Origin of the sequence: Coleofasciculus sp. D1-CHI-01 (genome assembly GCF_040218875.1) — a bacterium.
GTDB lineage: Bacteria > Cyanobacteriota > Cyanobacteriia > Cyanobacteriales > Coleofasciculaceae > Coleofasciculus.
Window position 1 is genome coordinate 118,743 of sequence record NZ_JAVJQP010000163.1, and the last position, 20,516, is coordinate 139,258.

General features: G+C 41.3%; 17 protein-coding genes and 1 pseudogene. 15 read left to right on the forward strand and 3 right to left on the reverse strand.

What is annotated here, in order from left to right:
• The first annotated feature begins 471 nt into the window (after positions 1 to 471).
• On the forward strand, positions 472 to 744 hold the full coding sequence (locus tag RIB93_RS28865) for a UPF0175 family protein (RefSeq protein ID WP_446378157.1): 273 nt from the start codon (positions 472 to 474) through the stop codon (positions 742 to 744).
• A gap of 110 nt (positions 745 to 854) precedes the next feature.
• Here RIB93_RS28865 and RIB93_RS28870 read toward each other — a convergent pair whose 3' ends face one another.
• On the reverse strand, positions 855 to 1,235 hold the full coding sequence (locus RIB93_RS28870) for a hypothetical protein (protein WP_446378159.1): 381 nt from the start codon (positions 1,233 to 1,235) through the stop codon (positions 855 to 857).
• A 342-nt stretch (positions 1,236 to 1,577) separates the two neighbouring features.
• On the opposite strand from RIB93_RS28870, the gene RIB93_RS28875 reads away from it, so the two are divergent.
• The 9 genes and pseudogenes from RIB93_RS28875 to RIB93_RS28915 form a co-directional block, all read left to right on the forward strand.
• Positions 1,578 to 3,047: an oligosaccharide flippase family protein gene (locus RIB93_RS28875; RefSeq protein WP_446378161.1), complete on the forward strand. Its 1,470-nt coding sequence runs from the start codon at positions 1,578 to 1,580 to the stop codon at positions 3,045 to 3,047.
• Positions 3,041 to 3,889: an FkbM family methyltransferase gene (locus tag RIB93_RS28880; RefSeq protein ID WP_446378163.1), complete on the forward strand. Its 849-nt coding sequence runs from the start codon at positions 3,041 to 3,043 to the stop codon at positions 3,887 to 3,889. Before RIB93_RS28875 ends, RIB93_RS28880 begins: the two co-directional genes overlap by 7 nt.
• Positions 3,890 to 3,894: 5 nt before the next feature.
• Positions 3,895 to 4,638, forward strand: coding sequence for an FkbM family methyltransferase (locus tag RIB93_RS28885; RefSeq protein WP_446378165.1), 744 nt, complete (start codon positions 3,895 to 3,897; stop codon positions 4,636 to 4,638).
• Positions 4,639 to 4,690: 52 nt separating this feature from the next.
• Positions 4,691 to 5,575 (forward strand): class I SAM-dependent methyltransferase, encoded by an 885-nt coding sequence (locus tag RIB93_RS28890; protein ID WP_446378167.1) that lies wholly within the window; start codon positions 4,691 to 4,693, stop codon positions 5,573 to 5,575.
• Between the two features lie 13 nt (positions 5,576 to 5,588).
• Positions 5,589 to 6,410 carry a glycosyltransferase family 2 protein gene (locus tag RIB93_RS28895; RefSeq protein WP_446378169.1) on the forward strand — a complete coding sequence of 274 codons (822 nt, stop codon included), beginning with the start codon at positions 5,589 to 5,591 and terminating at the stop codon, positions 6,408 to 6,410.
• Entirely contained in the window at positions 6,407 to 7,669 is a 1,263-nt protein-coding gene (locus RIB93_RS28900; protein ID WP_446378171.1) for an O-antigen ligase family protein, read from the forward strand. The genes RIB93_RS28895 and RIB93_RS28900 overlap by 4 nt, the downstream gene beginning before the upstream one ends.
• A complete protein-coding gene (locus RIB93_RS28905) occupies positions 7,662 to 8,849 on the forward strand; it encodes a glycosyltransferase (protein ID WP_446378173.1) in 1,188 nt (395 codons plus the stop codon). Before RIB93_RS28900 ends, RIB93_RS28905 begins: the two co-directional genes overlap by 8 nt.
• Before the next feature lie 237 nt (positions 8,850 to 9,086).
• Positions 9,087 to 10,058 (forward strand): class I SAM-dependent methyltransferase, encoded by a 972-nt coding sequence (locus RIB93_RS28910; RefSeq protein ID WP_446378175.1) that lies wholly within the window; start codon positions 9,087 to 9,089, stop codon positions 10,056 to 10,058.
• A gap of 88 nt (positions 10,059 to 10,146) precedes the next feature.
• A pseudogene (locus RIB93_RS28915) lies at positions 10,147 to 10,614 on the forward strand (asparagine synthetase B family protein); the annotation flags it as partial.
• Positions 10,615 to 11,026: 412 nt separating this feature from the next.
• On the opposite strand, the gene RIB93_RS28920 reads toward RIB93_RS28915, so the two are convergent.
• Together RIB93_RS28920 and RIB93_RS28925 are read right to left on the reverse strand one after the other, a co-directional pair.
• Positions 11,027 to 12,208, reverse strand: coding sequence for a glycosyltransferase (locus RIB93_RS28920; RefSeq protein ID WP_446378177.1), 1,182 nt, complete (start codon positions 12,206 to 12,208; stop codon positions 11,027 to 11,029).
• Between the two features lie 23 nt (positions 12,209 to 12,231).
• Positions 12,232 to 13,548 carry a protoporphyrinogen/coproporphyrinogen oxidase gene (locus tag RIB93_RS28925; protein ID WP_446378179.1) on the reverse strand — a complete coding sequence of 439 codons (1,317 nt, stop codon included), beginning with the start codon at positions 13,546 to 13,548 and terminating at the stop codon, positions 12,232 to 12,234.
• Between the two features lie 294 nt (positions 13,549 to 13,842).
• On the opposite strand from RIB93_RS28925, the gene RIB93_RS28930 reads away from it, so the two are divergent.
• From RIB93_RS28930 to RIB93_RS28950, 5 genes are all read left to right on the forward strand, one after another.
• Positions 13,843 to 14,811 (forward strand): UDP-glucose 4-epimerase family protein, encoded by a 969-nt coding sequence (locus RIB93_RS28930; protein ID WP_446378181.1) that lies wholly within the window; start codon positions 13,843 to 13,845, stop codon positions 14,809 to 14,811.
• 81 nt (positions 14,812 to 14,892) lie between these two features.
• Positions 14,893 to 15,891, forward strand: a complete 999-nt coding sequence (locus tag RIB93_RS28935; RefSeq protein WP_446378183.1) for an MraY family glycosyltransferase — start codon at positions 14,893 to 14,895, stop codon at positions 15,889 to 15,891.
• 792 nt (positions 15,892 to 16,683) lie between these two features.
• On the forward strand, positions 16,684 to 17,589 hold the full coding sequence (locus tag RIB93_RS28940; protein ID WP_446378185.1) for a CoB--CoM heterodisulfide reductase iron-sulfur subunit B family protein: 906 nt from the start codon (positions 16,684 to 16,686) through the stop codon (positions 17,587 to 17,589).
• Between the two features lie 432 nt (positions 17,590 to 18,021).
• Positions 18,022 to 18,732 (forward strand): response regulator, encoded by a 711-nt coding sequence (locus RIB93_RS28945; RefSeq protein WP_446378187.1) that lies wholly within the window; start codon positions 18,022 to 18,024, stop codon positions 18,730 to 18,732.
• A 338-nt stretch (positions 18,733 to 19,070) separates the two neighbouring features.
• Positions 19,071 to 20,210: a sensor histidine kinase gene (locus RIB93_RS28950; RefSeq protein ID WP_446378189.1), complete on the forward strand. Its 1,140-nt coding sequence runs from the start codon at positions 19,071 to 19,073 to the stop codon at positions 20,208 to 20,210.
• Positions 20,211 to 20,516 lie beyond the last annotated feature (306 nt).

A 20,516-nucleotide genomic window follows, 5' to 3' on the forward strand; every position in this document is an offset into this window, starting at 1 on the left:
GGTAGCGAGCAAGATTGGGTAGCGAGCAAGATTGGGTAGCGAGCAAGATGCTCGCACTACAAGAATGAGAGCCATTGTTCTATATCATGGAAAAATGTGCCGTCCTATAGACCCCGATCAACCGTGACCCGTAGGGTGGGTTAGGCGGCATTAAATTTAGGCAATGAACCGTTCAATAATAAATCCGCCGTAACCCACCAAGTTATCATTTTAATGGGGTCATGCCTGATCTTAAAAAAGCGGAATTTGGATGTACAGGCACTGTTGCAGGGAGAGATGTCGCGAGTTCTGACTGTGCTACAGGAGAGATTGGGTTCTCCAGAGCATCAGGCATTTGTGGCACAATTGTCTAGAGCGTCAGCTGTTACAATCTGTGGCGATTAGGTGGAGAAACTGGTAGTGTAGATTTATGTTGCCAGCGTCGATTAAAATTTGAGCGCAAATAATCAAGATTTAAACATGGACGAATTAATGGTTCGTTTGAATTTACCTCGTGATTTACTTGGGCTACTTGATGTCTCGGAAACTGACTTAGAAAAGCGTATCCGAGAATTGATTGCCATTGATTTATTTCAAAAAGGGAGGATTTCTTCAGGTAAAGGTGGAGAATTATCAGGGGTGTCTAAATGGGATTTTATTCAGCTTTTGAGCCGATATAAGGTTCCTTATTTTACTCAAACTCCAGAGGATTTAGTGGCTGAGGTAAATCTCCTAGAAACCCTATTAAATACAACTGAACAATGATTGTGGTTTCTAATGCTAGTCCCCTAATCGCTTTAGCCAAAATTGGGCAATTGCAACTGTTGTGTTCTGTTGACAAAAAGATACATATTTCCCCAGACCCGTAGGGTGGGTTAGGCGGTATTAAATTGAGGAAATAAACCATTCAATAATAAATCCGCCGTAACCCACCAAGTTACCATTGAATCCGGGTTAACAAAAGATTCGGGTTCCTCAAGAAAATTAATGGATTTGCCCGTAGTATTGGCAAGGGGAAACGAACCAGGATGAAATTTGGTCAGATAGGAGTCTCCCCCGGACGCGATCGCACCCGTTAGGGATGAGCCAAAACACCTAGGGTCAGGTAGGGGCGACCCCCTTGCACTCATGAACAACTCCAGAAACAGGGCGGGTTTACATAAGTTACCAGTTTTGAAGAGAATGGTATCGGTAAAACCCGCCCCTACAGACGGTTGGGTCGCCCGCCCATCCCGGAGAAAAACTGGCGATCGCATCCAGTACTATTATTTGTACTAGGGAGCAGTTCTAATCTGTTGGGGATCAATGCTGTTGGAGTCGCGAACTTGAGCAATGGGTTGGTCTAACTGTTGGAGAACCTGTTGCGGCTGGTTGATTTCTAGCTCGATGGGGCATAGACTATTAGCGATCGCGTGACCTAATGGGGCGGGAAACTCCTGCTGGAGGAGGGTAGAGACTTGGGAGGCGGCTTAAGCGATAAAACGGGTATCGTGCGATCGCACGGTGATGTCAATTTGCTGGGTTTGGGTGTTATAGTTGGGTTTGACCTCAGTTTCGTCATGTCGTACAAGTAATTGCAAGTGTAAGTGTAAGTGTAAGTGATCAAAAACGGACTTTACAATGTTGTAGGTGCTGTTATTCGCATGGGATTAACTGTACTAACCATTCCTTTACTCATACGTCTCATTGGGGTTGAGGAATATGGTCTGTGGACGCTTACTTCCTCTACAGTTGGGATTGTCAGCCTAGCTGAGGGAGGTCTTTCTGTATCTACCACTGTTTTCTTGTCGAAGGATTTAGCTAATGATGATGCCGATAGTGCCTCTCAGACACTAACAGTAATAGTAGGAACAATGATTCTACTAGCCACGATAGCTGCAATTGTCTTATGGGTAGGCGCTCCAAGACTTATTGGTTTATTTCCCTTACTGGAGCAAAGGCAATATCTAGCAGCCGTGCAAGCATTACAAGTCGGCGGACTCGTAATTTGGGCGCAATTGCTTCAAAGAGTTCTGGTTGGAGTGGAACAAGCACATCAGCAATATGGAGTAATGAATGTTCTCAATACACTCCAGATCACTCTTAGTCATCTAGGTATGTTAATAGTGGCATGGTTAGGTGGACGGACAACTGAACTGATGCAATGGCAAGCTGTTGTCAGTGTAGGCGTTTTAATTATTCATGGTTGGGTAGGATGGTTACTACTCAGACATTTTCAAATACATATAGCTTGGAGTAACACTAAAGGAATGGATATTGCCAAATACAGCTTAATGACCTGGTTGGCATCATTGGGCAGCGCTCTCTTTAATAAAGTTGATAGAATATTAGTCGGAGCGTCATTAGGTACTGGTTTATTGGGAGTTTATGCAGCAATTACTAACGTTACAGTACAAATTAATTCATTTTCTGCTGTGGCTATTCAACCTGTACTTCCGGCGATAAGTAACCACATTGCCAGAAAAGAGTTCGACCTATTAACACTACAACGACAAGTCAAACAGGCACTTGATATCAATAGTATAATTGCTCTAGGATTAGGTGCTGGACTTCTAGCACTTGCACCGCAAATAATCCAAGTAGTGATCCCTGGGCAATCTCCTAGGAGTTACTTATCAGAATTTAATACGGCAACAATAATTTATTCACTCTATTCGGTGAATGCTGTTGGTTACTACGTACTCCTAGCTGTCAAGGATGTGAATAAATTTATGGTGATTCAACTTGTCAGTGGGATAATATCACTTGCTCTTATAACTATTGGTTTACACAGTTTTGGTTTACTGGGAGCAATCGCAGGAAATGTGGGCTATCTGGGAGTTTTTGTATTAACCTTTTTAGGGATGAAAAACTTGAATATACCGTTGCGATTATGGCTGGATTGGCTGAAGTTTCCTTTAGCATGGTTCTTATCAGTGATATTTATAAATACAGCTTATCAAATAAACTTAAATTATAAAATATTTATATTTGCGTTAGAAGTCATTGTCATTTTAAATTGGTTTAAATCAACACAAAACATTAATTTCCTAACTTTGATTCGGCAGCTAACCCAAAAAAAATGTTAAACGTTCGTTTTTTTTCAAAAATTTATCGCCGCTTTTTGTTATATATATGGAAAATTAGATGTATTTTTCCATCTAAACCATTGACTACATTTTTGTTAAATGATGGTTCTCGCTTTGATTATCATCTAAAAACTGCTATTGGGGGTTCATTATTTTGTGGCGGATTTGAAAATCAAGAAACTGAATTTTTACAGCAAACATTGAAACCTGGAAGTATATTTTTCGATATTGGTGCAAATGGTGGTTTTTATACTGTTATTGCTGCCAAACAAGTAGGATTAAAGGGACATGTGTATGCTTTTGAACCTGGACAGTCTGAGTTAGAACTTTTGCGTCATAACATTTCCATAAATAATCTCAACAATGTTACTATCGTCGAATGTGCAGTTGGAAATACAACTGGTACAGCACAACTTGCCATTTCTTGTGATGGAGCGATGAATTCTTTAGCTAAAACTAATCATCCCTGGCAATGTATCGAACGGTGGCAATCTGTAAAAATTATTAGCTTAGATAATTTCATACAAGAATATGGAATCAAAAAAGTTGATTTTATCAAAATTGATGTAGAAGGAGCTGAAAAGCTTGTTTTTGAAGGAGCTAATCGTATCTTGTCTTCTGATCAGGAAATAATTGTTATGTTTGAGGCTTATGAACTTAATGTTAACAGTTTTGGATATTCTGTTCAGGAATTTATAGAAAATCTAATAAATTCAGGAATGTATTTGTATTACTTAAATAAGTTGAATTATTTGACAAGAATTTACAAATACGATTCTAGATTTGGCAAAAAAATTTATAATTTTATCGTCACTAATAAACCATTTAAATTAGAACACTAACGTTTATGACTCTACTACCAAAAATTGCTCGCCGCATCCAAATTTTAGCCCATATAATTGAAAACCCAAATCTATTGGCACTTATTTTGCAAGGGGGTTCAATCAATAAGTTTATCTCCTTAGATCAACCCTGGCTACATGAATTAAATATAAAAACAGTTCTCGATATTGGCGCACATGCTGGTATATCCGCTGTTACGATTCACTCAGTTTTCCCAAAAGCACAAATTTACTCGTTTGAACCTTTGCCAATTTGTTTTCAAAAATTGCAAATGAGAATGGCAGGTGTGAAAAACTTTAAGGGATTTAATATTGCACTTGGAGATTGTTCAAGTACTTTGCCTCTGGATTGTAATAGCTTTACACCATCATCTTCATTTCTTAAAATGACCGATTTGCATAAAACAGAATTTCCTTATACCCGTCATAGCCAACCTCTGAGAGTTAAGGTAGAAAGACTAGACACCATAGCTGAACAACTTACAATTATCGACCCTCTCTGGATTAAAGTTGATGTTCAAGGCTACGAAGAAAAAGTTATTCAGGGTGGTGAGAAGACAATTCAACGAGCCAAACTAATTATTATAGAAACCTCTTTTCAAAAACTGTATGAAGGTCAGCCCTTATTTGACAATATATATAATCATCTGATAAGATTTGGTTTCAAGTATTTTGGTTCTATTGACCAGTTGCGTAGCCGTAAAAGTGGACAGGTTTTGCAAGAAGATAGTATTTTTATGAAAAAATAATAATCAGAAATTTGTACTGCTTTACTTAAACTAAAATAAAGGATTTTGGAAAATGTTAAATTTAAGCGCTCTCAAAGAAAAAGGAATTAGAAAATTTTGTATAAGAACGTGGAGTTTATGGGAAAAACTGGGAATTCACCTTTCTCCCAATCACTTTTACTGGCCTATACCCGATACGTCAGAGCTAATGAACTATGACTTTAGTCAAGCTTTTACCACGGAGGGAATTGATTTCAATGATCAAGCAATGCTAGATTTATTGAGTAAAATTTCTAACTATAGAGAAGAGTATGCTAGTATATATACAGGATCTGCTTATGAGTCAAATGGTGACGGAGCTATACTTTATGGTATGATTAGGAAATATAAACCAAGGCGGATTATAGAAATCGGCTCAGGATTTTCTACGAGAGTTTCATGGTTTGCTTTACAACAAAACCAATCAAAAAGTTATTCTGGAGAAATAGTCTCAATTGAACCGTATCCCTCAACCGTTTTGCTAAATTTGGTCGATCAAAGTAATGATATTACCCTAATTCAAGAAAAGGTCGAAAAAGTCGGAAATCTCATTTTTGAATCCCTGAGCGCCGGAGATGTACTATTTATTGATTCCTCACATGTTGTTAAATGTGGCAATGATGTACATTTTATCTACTTAAATTTACTACCCAAAATTCCAATCGGAACGATCGTACATATACATGATATTCGTTTTCCTTATGAATACCCAAGGGAGTGGGTCATTAAGGCAAAAAAATTTTGGAATGAACAATATTTACTTCAAATGTTTTTAAGCTTTAATGATAGTTTTAAAATTGTATTTGCTGGAAATTATATGTACAATAAGTATCCCAAGATAATGAGAGAATCATTAGTAGGCTTGGGTGACGAAGAAAATGGCTGGCCCGGATGCTTTTGGATAACAAGAGTAAAGTGAGGACTATTACAACATGGAGAGTAAGCCACTCGTTTCTATTATTACAGTATGTCGCAATAGTCAAACTTATATTAGATATGCAATAGAGTCAGTTTTAAATCAAGGCTATCCTTATATTGAATATATTATAGTAGACGGAAACTCAACCGATGAAACTATAGCTGTTATCCAAGAATATGAACCGAAGTTTAAAGGTAGAATGCGCTGGATATCTGAACCCGATCAAGGTATCTATGATGCTATGAATAAAGGAATAAAGCTGGCAAAAGGTGAAATTATTGGAATCCTTAATAGTGATGACTGGTACAGCGCCATTGCTGTCGAGAAGGTTGTCGCTCTTTTTCTGAGTGATACAAATATAGGTTTAGTACATGGTAGACTCGCCAACTATAATAATCAAGATAAACTAGATAGTGTTTATGGAAAAAGGCTGAGCCGTTTCTCTTTTGCTGAACAGACACCTTTTAGTCATCCAACCTGTTTCGTTAGAAAAACAGTATATGATAGTATTGGTATTTTCGATGTGCAATTTAGAACGGCATCCGATTATGATTTTATGTTACGGGTTTACGGTTCAGAAACTATTAAAACTGTTTACCTTGATGAGGTAGTAACAAATTTTAGAAAAACTGGCGTTACGTCTTCAATGCGTATTTCGCCTATAGTCCAAATTTTTAGGCTGCTTAGGAAAAACAAATACAGATTTTCCTATATAATAATTGGCATTGTATACAGACTAACCAGAGATATAATAAAAATTGCTTTAGTGTCAATGAAATTAGAGGTAGTAATTAAATTCAGGCGTCGCTGGAGTCACCTCCATGAAAAAGTATGAAATCCAAAAGTAATTTACTACTAAGAAATTTAATTTGTGCCTATATTTTTTTTGCTAGCTGGACAGATTCGTTTTCTTTGTCCGAAAAATTGCCTTTACACATTGTCATTTTAGGTGCTATTGTAGTTGTTTTTATAATAGCGTTTCTCAATGGTAAAAAAAATCTGTCTAGAGCCTATAAACCTGAAGACTTTCTTGTGATCCTATGCTTTATTGGAGTGTGCTTATCAGGGCTTTTAAATCCGAATGGAAAGACAGTGAACTATGTTATTGCCTATTTTGCTGTCTTCATAATAGGTTATTTACTTTTAAAAGGGATAGTTGCTCAAAATATTAACTGGCAAACTTTGCTTAAAATAAACACAATTGCTCTTATTTTTGTAGCATTATTTACAATATTTGAGTTCTTGATAGAATTTTTGACTGGCTTTGATATCCAAACATTTATACCTAGAGAAAATCCAGCAAGAGCAACTTATCTTCTTCGATTTCCCAGAGCCTATGGTTTTGCACATGAGCCAACTATCTTGGCTTTCTACTTTAATACTCTGGGTCTTATTGGTTTATGGAAATTATGGTATTGGAATAGTATTGGCAGAGTTTTTCATAGATATTGGTTGAAAATTCCTCTCACTCTGATCGCAATATTTGCATGGCTCAGTACATTTTCTGCCGCCGGATTTGTTTTTCTTCCTTGCAGTATAATTCTGGCAAACTGCTTGAAGAAGCGACACAATTTTTCACGAACTATATCCCCTAGACTTATATTTTTAGTTGTACTGAGCATAGTAATAGTGACTCTTCTGCTTTCTATTGTTTATTTGAATATTTTTCAATCTCGAGAGATTATCAACGAATATACAGATCCTCTCCGGAATAAAATTACTTTACAATCTGATGGACAAGCATCTAGGAGAGTTACGGCTTGGATAAATAGCCTTGACAATATACCCAAATCTCCTGTATTTGGTAGAGGTGTGGGATATCAGTCCGATGCTGGCTTGAATAGCTCACTTAACTGGTACTTATTTTTAATGCTAGAAGGGGGTCTAATTTCGTTCTTTCCAATTGCTTTATTTCTTTGCATCTCACTTTTGAGAATAACTGTGTCGAATGTACAAGGGAAGCTCTGGTTTATGACCGGATTTTTAGCTGGAGCCATGCACTTATTGGTTATTTCGACGTTTTATCATCCTTTTTTATGGATATTACTGATTATTTTTTCAACCTGTAATGAACAACAAAAAATTTATGAATGAGCAGCCAATCAAGTTAATTGTAACTGTGGTCAATGACATCACTTCTACGAGTATGCCTCTAAATGAGTTTGTTTTGTATAGAGCAAAACATTATCCTGATGAAAAGCATTTTTTAGTGGTATTCCTCCCTGTAGATGAAGAAACTAAGGCTATTTACCATGATAAATTAGCTAGTTATAGTGTAGAAACAATTGAATGTAATGGAAATTTAAGCAAGTTTTTTACAAGTATGTACTTCCTTGTTAAGGCATTGTATAAGCACAGAAAACAAGCATTATGCCATTTACATTTTTCAAAAACTGCTTTAATGTTAATAATAGAAGGTTTAATATTTCTAAACAGCTTTAAAATACCAAAATTATATACAGTTCATAACGTATATGATAGATATAGTGCGTTAAATAAGCTCGGGACTTTTGTCAGTACTTTACTCTGTGAGCGGGTGAGTTGTAATAGCTACTCTAGTTACTTGGCTCTTCCGTCGATAGTTAGGGATATAAGACAGTGTGAGTTGAATGTAATTTATAATGGCATAGATATTACAGCTATTGATGCTACTGCTGCAAGTTGCAAAGCTAATCTATCTCTGTCTGCCAACGATGTCGCTCAGCAATTTAGGTTAATTTCTGTAAGTAGATGTGTAAAAGCCAAGAATATATCTTTTTTATTTAAAGTTTTGCGAGACTTGCAACCCTTCATTACATTGACTATAGTTGGAGATGGTATTTTACTACCAAATCTCAAGCAGCAAGCCAAAGACTTAAAAATTGATGATCGTGTTTTTTTTAGGGGTCGTCTCTCTCGCGAAGCCGTATACAGAGAAGTTCTTCAGGCTGATCTTTACGTGTCAAGTTCTATATGGGAAGGTCTTGGCAATGCAGTACTAGAAGCGATGGCTTTAAGGAAACCTGTGGTTTTATCTAATATTGATCCATATAAAGAGATCGCTGAAAAGGGTAAAGGTAGTGTTAAAGTGCTTGATCTCAGCATTACTGTATGGACGACACTAATTAAAAAGTTAAGCCGAGAGTCGAAAAGTACTCTTGAACAGTTGGGTGAAGCAAATAGAAAAATTATTGAAGATAATTTTTCTTTAACCAAAATGCATGAAAAATACTCACATATATATGAAAATTTATGGAATAAACGAGCATCGGTTGCGTCAAGAAGGAGTTTTTAGCGCTGAGCGCTGGTGTATTTACACATTAGAAATGGAGGCTTTATCAGGAGGCTTTTAGATCACTTGTACTGTAACTATGCGAGAGCGCACTGCCATTCAACTCCCAGCCAATACGACAGAAGTGGGTAGAGCATTTATGGGGTGAACGCAACTGGCATTATTATTTATGGAATATACTGATGTTCCAAAGTTGGTTAGATGAAAATAAAAAGTCCATTCTATAGTGAGTAAACGATAGTGGGTTTATTGTCGATTGAGGAATTAAATTCAATATTAGCATGTCCTAAATGTCAACAAAGATTGAATCGAACAGATGACAGCTATTACTGTACCAATGAAAATTGTAATTATTACCAAACAAATAACTTTACAATAGTGGACAATTATCCAGTAATTGTAGATTTTGAACAGAGCATATTAAACAAGAAAGAAATAATTAGTAATCCAGGCGCAAGTGTAATTTTGCGAAATACTAATCCTTTAAAAAAAAGGTTGAAAAAGCTTTTGTTCACAAATGCCACCTCTAACATTTCGCAGCATAATGCTATTTACTTCAAATCATTGCTTGAAACTGCTTCTTCTAATCCTGTTGTTTTGATTATTGGGGGAGCTTCAAAAGGTAGAGGAACTCAACTTTTGTACGACAGTCAATCTCTTCAACTGATTAGCTTTGATCTCTATGGAACACCTTTAACCCAATTTATTGCTGATGCACATCAAATTCCACTTGTCGATCAGAGTATAGATGCTGTCTGGATTCAATATGTTTTGGAACATGTACTTGAACCTAAACAGGTTGTTTCTGAAATTTATCGAGTCTTGAAAAAAGGTGGTATTGTTTATTCTGAAACACCATTTATGCAGCAGGTACATGAAGGTCCTTATGACTTTACCCGCTTTACAGAGAGTGGACATCGCTGGCTGTTTAAGAAGTTTGAACTTATTGATTCAGGTGTAGTCATGGGAGCTGGAACTCAGTTGATGTGGACAATTGAGCATGTAGTTAGAGGAGTTTTTCAGAGCGTTTATGTTGGTAAAATTGTTAAAATCTTACTATTTTGGTTACAGTATATAGATAAAATAATTCCTCAAGGCTATACAATAGATAATGCATGTTCTATTTATTTTTTAGGCAGGAAAGCTGATAAAGAACTTTGCCCTAGAGATATAGTAGGCTATTATAAAGGAGCAAGTAAAATAGTTAGATAGTATAGGTACAGTTAACTCTATCACTCCTTAGATTAAAAAAATAAACATAAGTTCATCATAACCAACTACAGGTATAACTGATCCTAGAGTGCAGGCAGATTTACCAGATTTTACCCAGCAAATGATGTACCTGGATATGATAACCTATCTACCTAATGACATTCTTACTAAGGTAGACAGAGCAACGATGGGTGTGAGCTTGGAAGCTCGTGTACCGTTCTTAGATCATCGAGTGGTAGAGTTTGCTTGGACACTGCCGTTATCTATGAAAATTCGCCAGGGTCAAGGTAAATGGCTACTGCGCCAAGTTTTGGATAAATATGTGCCGCAAAGCTTGATTGATCGTCCTAAAATGGGATTCGGAGTTCCGATAGACTATTGGTTGCGGGGTTCTCTACGAGGCTGGGCAGAAGATTTACTCAACGAGCATCGGTTGCGTCAAGAAGGATTTTTCAACCCTCAGCCAATTCGCCAGAAATGGGATGAGCATCTTGCAGGCGATCGCAACTGGCAAGCCTATCTGTGGGATTTATTAATGTTCCAGGCATGGTTATAGTACATTTGCACTGGAAGAATCTCAGCATAAACTATGCAGACATAGATGATTTAGTTAGGACGGTAGGTTTTAGACTGAAGTTACCCCCATACAGATGTACTGCACCCAGGCTAAAGCCTTATACCGTAATGGTTTGAACGCTCAAACCTCTAGAAAATCGTACCCATGTAGCACTTGCAAAAATACCGCGATCGCGGTATTTTTGCAATATAACAAGAGATCGGTTGAAACCCACGCTACATCAAGGTTTCAGCGATTGTACCCATGTAGGGCGGCTAAAAAATCGCGGAAAGCCGCACGGTGAGGTAGTTTTGATTTTTTGGCTGGGGGAACTTCAGTTTAGACCTAGTACGCCAATTGAAGTAGGTGTAAAACATTTTGTTGATTGGTATAGATCATACTATTCAGATGACTAAGACAATAAAAGTGCCTTATAAAGACTATCCAATCTTGCTAGCATCCCATTTAAAGTGAATCTCTCTGGCAAGGAACAAGAATAAGTTGTCTCATCCTGATGGTCAAAGGTATTACTGTTGCTAATTGCCATAGCTTTCTGAATGGCTTGAGGAAAGGCACTCGGTAGCGCATCTTTTTCCAGACTCAAAAACTGTTTAGCCCAGTTCAATTCTTCAGCCCAACCAGTAGAATCTCTAACCACAACAGGTAAACCACTAGCAACGGCTTCCAAAACCGAACGAGGCAGCCCTTCCCAGCGGCTAGCTAGTAAAAACACATCACCCGCAGCCAAGGCTAACCGAGAGTCAGGAATAAATCCAGGTAAAACAATTCTTTGAGTTAACCCAAATTCTGCGATACGACTGACTAAGGCAGGTTTTAAAACCCCATCCCCCACAAAAAGGAACCAAGCCTCTGGCTCAAGCTTCAAAAACTCCCTAAATATTTCAACATGAAACAAAGGATCTTTTTGTGGCTTACAGTTGGCAACAGTTACGACTAGAGGGACATCTTCAGGAATATTCCACTGACGACGAGCCTCAGCACGCATTGCTAAATTCCCCCTGATAGCCGCAAAAGGAGTTGGATCTATACCAGAACGAATTATCTGCTCAGCAGCTTGTGGGGCTAATTTGAGTTGATGGGCTAGCTTCCGATCAGCCTCGCTAACAAAAATAAGCACATCTGTTACCGCTCCAGCCATACGTTCTGCTGTTTCTAGTAACCATTGAGACCTAGAAACAGCTACTCCAAAGCCGAAACCATGAACAGTATGGACAATATGGCAATTACCCATAACACGAGCTGCCAATCTCCCCAAAACGCCTGCTTTACTGCTGTGGGTGTGTACCACTAGAGGCGCTCCTAAAGACCTACGTAATTGGCGTAAACAGCGGTACAATTCCAGGAAAGCGCGTCCATCTTGCCAAGGTTTAATGGGACGATCTAAAGCTGGAACAATAATCAATCTATTACCCAGGCGCTCTCTAGCTTCCTCTATCAAAGCAGCATCGCCAAAGCTACCAGTAACTAGCCATTGGGGTCTCTCAGGGCGATGTAGTTGTGCTACAGTTTCCAGGGTATTGCGTTGTGCCCCACCTCTTTCTAAAGCAGTGATTATATGAACAATGGCGCTCATAAGATACTTTGATTTCCAACTATCTAGCTGCAATAATCTGCCTTAATTTTTTCCGCAAGGCTCCTAGCATTAGCGGCGGCATCATAGGAACTAATGTAGTCAAACTCGCCTTGACGACCTGCCAAATCTAATCCCCATTCTCTTAAACCTTGTTTGGCTTTTATCACCTCATGGAGGCGATCGCGTCGATAAACTGGATAGGCATTGGGTATAACTAAACTCCCTTGATACTTCAGTTCCCCTTTAAACAAACCCCGACTTTGAACGTGGTTTTCAAAATCCTGCTGTTGTTTGTAAATATCCGGTTGGGTATCCTTCTCTAAGGTGATCTCGACGACAAAATAGTCATCTCCTTCATAGGTTCCATAGTATTTAGAGAAAGTTGTAATTCTTTTCCATGAGCCTTGAGTCGTAAAGTTGTGAAGAATATTGTCACTATATCCCAAATCACCATTAAAACGATAGAACAGAGACAATAGCTTCCTATACTCTAGGTCTTTTTCGAGGGGTTTACCAATTAGCTGGGATATTGTTGCTATTGGAATCGTCGATATCACTCGGTCATAGTATTTTTTGCTATCTAAAAACTCTATTTCAAATCTTTCACCTCTACGAGTTATTGCTTTCATTTCGCAGTTAGTGAAAATATTTACTCCCTGAGACAATAAAATATCGTTAGCTACCTCATACATTTTATGAAAACCTTCTGTTGGTCTTACCACAACTTCCTTCAGAGTTGGCGGATCGACTAAAGCAGTATTTCGAGACTGCAATAGCTTAGAAATAATTGCTTTTAGGGAAGCCGCTTTCTCGATTTCTCCTAGCCGTTTAGTGGCAAATTCAATATCTATCTCTTCATCCCTAATCCCATACAGAATTTCTATATAACTTTTAAGTCCGCTTCTTTCATAAACATTTTTACCAATGTAATATTTTACAAATGCGGGTATATTATCTCGTTGCCAGTATCGGAACTTACAGTAAACCAAGTCCAAACAGGCATAGCTAAAGTTAACTAAACCATGGTCTCGGATATAGCCGTTGAGGGTACAAGGATATTTGTCTATAGTTCCTCGTGGCGTTAAAGAACCCATCTGGTTTTTAATTTGTAAGCACAAATCTTTGATGCGAGGAAAAGTTGTGAACAGACTATGATCTACAGGAAATACAAAGGCTCCAATATCATAGTTCAGATTGTCTATAGTGAAATTGCGGTGAAGCCCTCCCAAGACTGGAGCTTTTTCTATCAAATCCACTTCAAACAGCGGACTGGCAGACAGCTCACCAGCTAAAACAACTCCAGTAACTCCTCCACCTAGAATTGCAATTTTCTTTTCCATCTTGTTCTCTCAGATTATCTACCGGACAGACGCTAGACAATTATACCTGGTTCCTCATAAAGTTTAGGTTATCCCTTTGGTGGGTTACGGCGTAAACAACTGTAGTTGCTGGGGCTAGTTTTGGTTTAGTTCCCCTAACCTACCCGAATGGCGTGGCACAGCTAAAATGATGGAAGAGATTTTCAGGATTGTCTGGGTACACGTCGGTGCAACCCTACCATCTTAATCCATCAAATTGGGTTTGCCACGCCACTACTGGAAAATTTTTTAAGACCTTCTTAGAACATACACTAGATGAAATCTGCTTTAGTAACTGGTTCTACAGGATTTATTGCTAGCCATCTCATCCCACTGCTCATCCAGCAAGGGTGGAAGGTTAGATCTGCTATTCGCAATCCTACCAATAAGCTTCCCTCTGAAGTATCTACCGCAAATTTAGGTAATATTGATGGTCTTACCCAATGGGAGCCAACCCTGACAGATATGGATACTGTAATCCACCTAGCAGCCCGTACTCATATCCTGCACGATAATACCCATAACCCGGAAGCAGAATTTTTGAAGATTAATGTACAGGGTACAGCTAACCTTGTCAAACAATCAATTGCTGCAGGTGTAAAGCACTTTATTTTCATCAGCTCCATCGGTGCTATGGCAACCCTAAGCGACCATCCCCTCACGGAAACCTCCCCTTGCCAACCCGATACTCCTTACGGACGCAGCAAACTCCAAGCCGAACAAGCCCTAATCGAACTTGCCAGCCAAAGCAACATGACCTGGACTATTCTACGCCCTACCTTGGTCTACGGTTCTGGCAACCCTGGCAACATGGAACGCCTAATTAAACTCATCAATCGAGGCTTACCCTTACCCTTCGGTCTAGTCAACAACCGCCGTAGCCTTCTCTATGTCGGTAATCTCGTTGATGCGATCGCGACTTGTCTAACTCACCCTAACGCTAAAAACCAAACGTTCCTGGTTAGCGATGGTCAAGACCTCTCCACACCTGAACTAATCAGCAAGATAGCCTACCACCTAGAACGCCCTTGTCACCTCCTCCCAGTACCACCCAGCCTGCTCAAACTAGCAGGTCATCTAGGAGATACCATCGAGCAATTCACTCAACGCCCCCTACCACTCAATCGTTCAACCATTGACCGCCTGCTAGGTTCCCTCGTCGTTGACAGCAGCCACATCCGAAACACCCTCAACTGGGAACCTCCCTACACCGTTGACGAAGGACTCTCAAAAACCTTGCGCTGATACACCTCTGTCACGGAACTCACCACAAACCAATAGGTCATATAGTAGAACAAGTGTGTGTGAGAAGTGTAATAGACAAGCATGTTAACTGTTCTTGCGGCTGCCAGTGTTCTGGCGAGTATCCTCCTGACCCATATCATTAAACGACGCTTCAGCAACCACTTACTGGACATCCCCAACGATCGCAGTTCCCATACCCAACCCACTCCCCGTGGTGGTGGCTTGGGTTTCATCCTAGCGTTTGCCATAACGGGATTAATTGCCTCTCTATTCGCCCGTTATTTCCCTCAACTTCTACCCCACCCCTTAATTAACCCAAATCCAACCTTCCTGTGGCTCATCCTCACCCCCCTAGCCATCATTGGTATCATTGATGACCGCCAAGGGCTTCCCGCCAGAATACGCTACCTCGTACATCTGTCCGTCGCCAGCCTCGCGATCGCGTGTTTCGGTTCCTTCCCCCTACCTTCGCTCCCTAACTTCGGTATAGTGGGTCAAATAATCGCGATCGCACTCACCCTAATTGGCATCACCGCCCTAATTAACTTCTACAATTTCATGGATGGTTTAGATGGTCTAGTTGCCAGCGTCACCGCCCTCCAGATGGCATTCCTAGCACTATACCTCAACCAACCCCTATTCTGGCTGCTTACCGCCGCCCTCCTGGGTTTTCTCTGGTGGAATTGGTCTCCCGCGAAAATCTTTATGGGCGATGCGGGTAGCACTGTCTTGGGAGCGAGTGTCGCCATCGCCCTACTTAACAGCCATAATCCCGTGCAAGCCTGGTCTGCTTTGGCTGTAACCCTCCCCCTCACCGCTGATGCCATTTATACTCTAATCCGTCGCTTTATTCGCCAAGAAAACATCTTTAAAGGACATCGTAGCCACCTTTACCAGCGGCTTCAGCAATCTGGTTGGACTCATCGCCAAGTTGCCCTCACCTACCTCATTGCCACGAGTATAATTATCCTGTTAATTACCACTCTTGGTACTTTGGGGAGTTGGTTCAGTTTAGTCGGGGTACTCATGGCGATCGCGATCGCGGAAATGTATCTCCAGGCGAAAAGGGCGATCGTTTAAAATGTCGCCCCTACCCGATCCCCGACTTCTTCAAGAAGTCGGGGATCTAACTCACATAATCAGACGGGTGATTCTAGGCTCAATCCATCATCTCGCGATCGCGAAACGTTGCTTCCCAGTATAATGTCGGCAAAATCATTGTTCTCAGTCGAATGGCATACTGATTAAGGCTGGTGGGCAATGCCCACCCTACTGGCGTGGCACACCTTATTTGGTGGATTAGAATTGTAGGGGCGCATGGCGTGCGCCCGGTTTAAACGTCAAATCTATTCCACAATTTTAGCTGTGTCACGCCACTACGGTCTATCTCGCGATCGCGAAACGTTGCTCCCCAGCAATGTCTAGATAGGCGGATAGCTACAGCGGATATTTTAAAAACCGAATTGGCGCACTGGCAAGAAGAACGAAATCAGGAAAATACGAAAGTTAAATGGCAATTCACAACCGAAGATGCTCGGATGAAACTTCATCATCTTTACCTACAATTTTAAGCTTGCCAAGCCACTACGGTATATCCTGACTTTTCACTTTTTTTTTGCACAGAAGGGAGAGGTTCGGAGAGAGGTTTGGAGAGAGGTTTTCTAGATCCCGTGAAAAGTAAGGCGGTATATCAAGGGTGGAGGCGATCCCCAACAGTTCGTGTAGGGGCGACCCGCACGGCACCAATCAACGCCTGTATCCACTCAATGGGATCGGGTCGCCCTTTACTCAACCAAAAATTCCAACATTGCCAACGCTACCCATTAGGATTAGCGATGGGATAATTGATCCTGAGAATCCAGATTAACTGCTATGCCATCTCAAACCTTAAAATACGCTTACTTTCCCGGTTGTGTCGCCCAAGGCGCTTGCCGAGAATTGTACCAATCCACCGCCGCCCTGACTCAAGCCTTGGGCATTGAACTGATTGAACTGAAAAAAGCTTCCTGTTGCGGTTCTGGCACATTTAAGGAAGATTCCCGATTGCTGGAAGATACCGTAAATGCCCGTAATATTGCCTTGGCGGAGGAACTCAATCTCCCCCTGTTAACCCATTGCAGCACCTGTCAGGGGGTTATTGGTCATGTTGATGAACGCCTGAAGGACTTTCAACAGAGTGATCCGGGCTATATTGATCAAGTTAATGGCTTACTGAAAAAAGAGGGGTGTTCTCCTTATAAAGGGAACAGTGAGGTCAAGCACTTGCTGTGGGCGTTAGTCACCGATTATGGACTAGACGCCTTACAAGAACGGGTGACGCGAAAGCTAAGCGGGTTAAAATGTGCCGCCTTCTATGGCTGTTATTTGCTGCGAGGACAAACCACAATCCCTTATGACAACCCGTTTCACCCCGAATCGATGGAAAATGTATTCCGATCCGTTGGCGCAACTCCGGTTTATTATCGCGGACGAACCCAATGTTGTGGTTGGCCCATTGCCAGTTATGCGACTGAGCAATCCTTCCAAATGGCAGGGAAAAATATCCAAGAAGCCATTGACGCTGGGGCAGATTGTATGGTAACGCCTTGCCCATTGTGCCACCTTAATCTTGACTCTCGTCAACCGGAAGTGGAAAAGGTAATTGAGCGTAAGCTGGGATTACCTGTATTACATTTACCGCAATTGGTGGCTTTGGCGCTAGGGATTCCACCCAAGGAGTTAGGCTTGAGTAAGCATATTGTGTCCACACGATCTGTTTTAGAGAAATTGGGCTTATAATCCATTCCCCTACCCGATCCCCGACTTCTTGAAGGTTGGGGATCTAAATTGAATGTCACGCTCCTGGTATGCTGGTGGGTTGAGCGAAGCCGAGCGGGTTGAGCGAAGCCGAAACCCACCCTACGGTATATCAAAGCTTTTGGCGATCTCATAATGCCCGCTTTTGAGTGCCATTCGATCTAAATTAGCGATCGCATCCGCAACGGATGAACGAAACATTTATAATTCCCCTGTAGGGGCGACCCGCTTGACCTAATTCACAACACCAGTCCATTCAATGGGGTCGGGTCGCCCTTTACTCAACCGCTCTGGCTCCCTATCAACCCAACACTCCACCAGTCCTGTAAATAATACTCAAACCCTTACATAAACGAATAACGAATGACGAATGACGATCCAAACCTTTCACTGTAATTGTTCCCACCTACTTATATGGATATCTTAATCGTTGAAGATGAAGCAGAAATCGCCAAGCTCATCCAACTTACCCTAGAACAGGAAGGATTCACCAGCTACTCCTGTCGCGATGGACTAGCCGCCATGCAAGCCTTCCAAACCCAGCAACCGGATGTAATTATTCTCGACTTAATGCTACCTGGATTGGATGGACTGGAAGTGTGCGCCCGAATTCGCCAAAAACCGGGACCCAAAGACCCCTATATTCTAATGCTGACGGCGAAGGGAGAGGAAATTGACCGCGTAATTGGGCTATCAACGGGTGCGGATGATTACCTGGTCAAACCCTTTAGCCCTACCGAACTGGTGGCTAGAGTCCGGGCGCTATTGCGGCGTAGTTTGCGTCACGGTGGACAGTCCCTCGTCTACCGTACCCAACATTTTACCGTGGATGTAGATCAACATACTGCCAGTCGCCAACTCGATTCTGAGGAATCAGAACCCCTAGATTTAACCACATTAGAATTTAATCTGTTGGCAACCTTTACCAGTCAACCCGGTCGAGTTTGGAATCGTACTCAACTAATTGATAAACTGTGGGGGAATGACTTTTTTGGCGATGAACGGGTAGTTGATACCCATGTCGCCCGGTTACGGAAAAAAATCGAACCAGACCCCAGTAATCCGACCTTTGTTAAGACCGTTATTGGTGTTGGTTATAAATTTGAAGATAACCGTGTAGACTAAACTTATAGAAACTTGTAGTTTAGTCTTTCATACTGGGTTAACCCGTATCGGCTGCACGGCGTCGCCCCCGACAATATCCCAAGAAGCTTCCTTATACTTTACTATATATCTACAATTTTCTACAATGCAAACCCGCAACAGTTTAGAACCCCTGCCTGTAAAGAAACACCAAAGCGGGCAATCCGACCGTCTGTAGGGGACTCTTCATGAAGAATTACCTACTAGGCTAGGGTCTTTCAACCCGTTTTAACGGGTTTTAGCTTTTAGCCCGAACTTGAGTTCAGGGCTTCACTTAAGCCTTAAGCCAAGCTCACAAAGCCAAAATTTTATCGAACCCCATGAGTAAAACAGGTTTACGCCGCCGTCGCAAATCCTTACCCTTAGTCTCACGCCTGTTTCTCTCCCACCTGTTGGTAATGATTGTCGGCGTGGGTTCCCTGTTAATTATTAGTAAAGTGTCTTCGCCGCGCTTTTTTATTTTGCATTTGCAACAATTAGAAGGCAAAGGCGTCATCTTCAGGGTTGCCCGTACCTCTCTATTAAAAGGATTTCAAACTGCCTGGAATCGCGGCACATTTTGGTCGGTTATTGTTGGCACGACGGCGGCGGGGGGACTCAGTTATTGGTTATCTCGTCGCATCGTCAAACCCCTGACTCAAATTGAAGACATTACCCAACAATTTGCCGCAGGTAAGCTGGATAAACGACTTCCGCCCAGTGAAATTCCTGAAATTAATCAACTCGCCAGCAGTTTTAATCAAATGGCAGTGAGTTTAGAAGATGTGGAACAGCGGCGGCGAGATTTAGTCAGTGATTTGACTCATGAACTGCGAACGCCTTTGACGGTACTAAGAGGTTATTTAGAAGAACTGGCTACACAACGGATGGACGCAACGCCTGCGATGTATCAGCAGTTGGCAAAAGAAACGCGCCGATTGGAACGGTTAATTAATGATTTACAGGAACTCTCGAAAGCCGAAGCGGGTTATCTGCCGATCAAAGTTGAACCCGTAAATGTGCGTCCCTTGTTAGAATCACTGGTGCAAAAGTTTGCGGATCAGGTGTTGGAAGAAGGTCCCGTATTGCAGCTAGATTGTCCCGAAAAATTGCCGCAAGTATTGGCGGATAGTGACCGATTAGAACAGGTACTGGTGAATCTTTTAGGCAATGCCATTCGCCATACTCAAACAGGTGCGATTACGGTGCGGGTGTGGGTAGAACGGGATGGAAGAAAAGGTATTATTTCTCGGTTATGGATTGCGGTAACGGATACAGGGATGGGGATTGCCCCAGAGGATCTTCCTCATGTGTTTGAACGGTTCTGGCGGGCGGAAAAGTCGCGCAATCCGCACACTGGCGGAACGGGGATCGGGTTAGCGATATCAAAGCGATTGGTGGAATTGCAAGGAGGTGAGATTGAGGTTGAAAGTCAGTTAGGGGTAGGCAGTACGTTTCGGTTTTATCTGCCATTGGCGTGACTTTTGTGTCAAGGTAAACAGAGATTCAGTTCCTTCGCTACATTTAAGTTGTAGAGACGTTGCATGCAACGTCTCTACAAAATGATACGTCCTAACCGCTATGGCGATTGCTATAAAACGGAAAATCGGTTAATAAATTTCCCCGGAGATGATCAAAAAAATACCTGTGGTCTCCCTGTAGGGGCGACCCGCTTGCACTAATTAACAACTCTAATTCACTTAATTTACTCGGGTCGCCCTCTCCTCAACGTCCTGTGTCAGAAGGTATTTCTTGACAAAATTTATTTCGCCATCTAATAATTAACG

Excerpts from the sequence above, each read along its gene's own strand:
- RIB93_RS28925 (WP_446378179.1), bottom strand. The coding sequence starts at position 13,548 with ATGGAAAAGAAAATTGCAATTCTAGGTGGAGGAGTTACTGGAGTTGTT.
- RIB93_RS28935 (WP_446378183.1), top strand. The coding sequence starts at position 14,893 with ATGTTAACTGTTCTTGCGGCTGCCAGTGTTCTGGCGAGTATCCTCCTG.
- RIB93_RS28865 (WP_446378157.1), top strand. The coding sequence starts at position 472 with ATGGTTCGTTTGAATTTACCTCGTGATTTACTTGGGCTACTTGATGTC.
- RIB93_RS28870 (WP_446378159.1), bottom strand. The coding sequence starts at position 1,235 with ATGCGATCGCCAGTTTTTCTCCGGGATGGGCGGGCGACCCAACCGTCT.
- RIB93_RS28920 (WP_446378177.1), bottom strand. The coding sequence starts at position 12,208 with ATGAGCGCCATTGTTCATATAATCACTGCTTTAGAAAGAGGTGGGGCA.
- RIB93_RS28885 (WP_446378165.1), top strand. The coding sequence starts at position 3,895 with ATGACTCTACTACCAAAAATTGCTCGCCGCATCCAAATTTTAGCCCAT.
- RIB93_RS28880 (WP_446378163.1), top strand. The coding sequence starts at position 3,041 with ATGTTAAACGTTCGTTTTTTTTCAAAAATTTATCGCCGCTTTTTGTTA.
- RIB93_RS28945 (WP_446378187.1), top strand. The coding sequence starts at position 18,022 with ATGGATATCTTAATCGTTGAAGATGAAGCAGAAATCGCCAAGCTCATC.
- RIB93_RS28930 (WP_446378181.1), top strand. The coding sequence starts at position 13,843 with ATGAAATCTGCTTTAGTAACTGGTTCTACAGGATTTATTGCTAGCCAT.
- RIB93_RS28890 (WP_446378167.1), top strand. The coding sequence starts at position 4,691 with ATGTTAAATTTAAGCGCTCTCAAAGAAAAAGGAATTAGAAAATTTTGT.
- RIB93_RS28940 (WP_446378185.1), top strand. The coding sequence starts at position 16,684 with ATGCCATCTCAAACCTTAAAATACGCTTACTTTCCCGGTTGTGTCGCC.
- RIB93_RS28950 (WP_446378189.1), top strand. The coding sequence starts at position 19,071 with ATGAGTAAAACAGGTTTACGCCGCCGTCGCAAATCCTTACCCTTAGTC.
- RIB93_RS28905 (WP_446378173.1), top strand. The coding sequence starts at position 7,662 with ATGAATGAGCAGCCAATCAAGTTAATTGTAACTGTGGTCAATGACATC.
- RIB93_RS28900 (WP_446378171.1), top strand. The coding sequence starts at position 6,407 with ATGAAATCCAAAAGTAATTTACTACTAAGAAATTTAATTTGTGCCTAT.
- RIB93_RS28895 (WP_446378169.1), top strand. The coding sequence starts at position 5,589 with ATGGAGAGTAAGCCACTCGTTTCTATTATTACAGTATGTCGCAATAGT.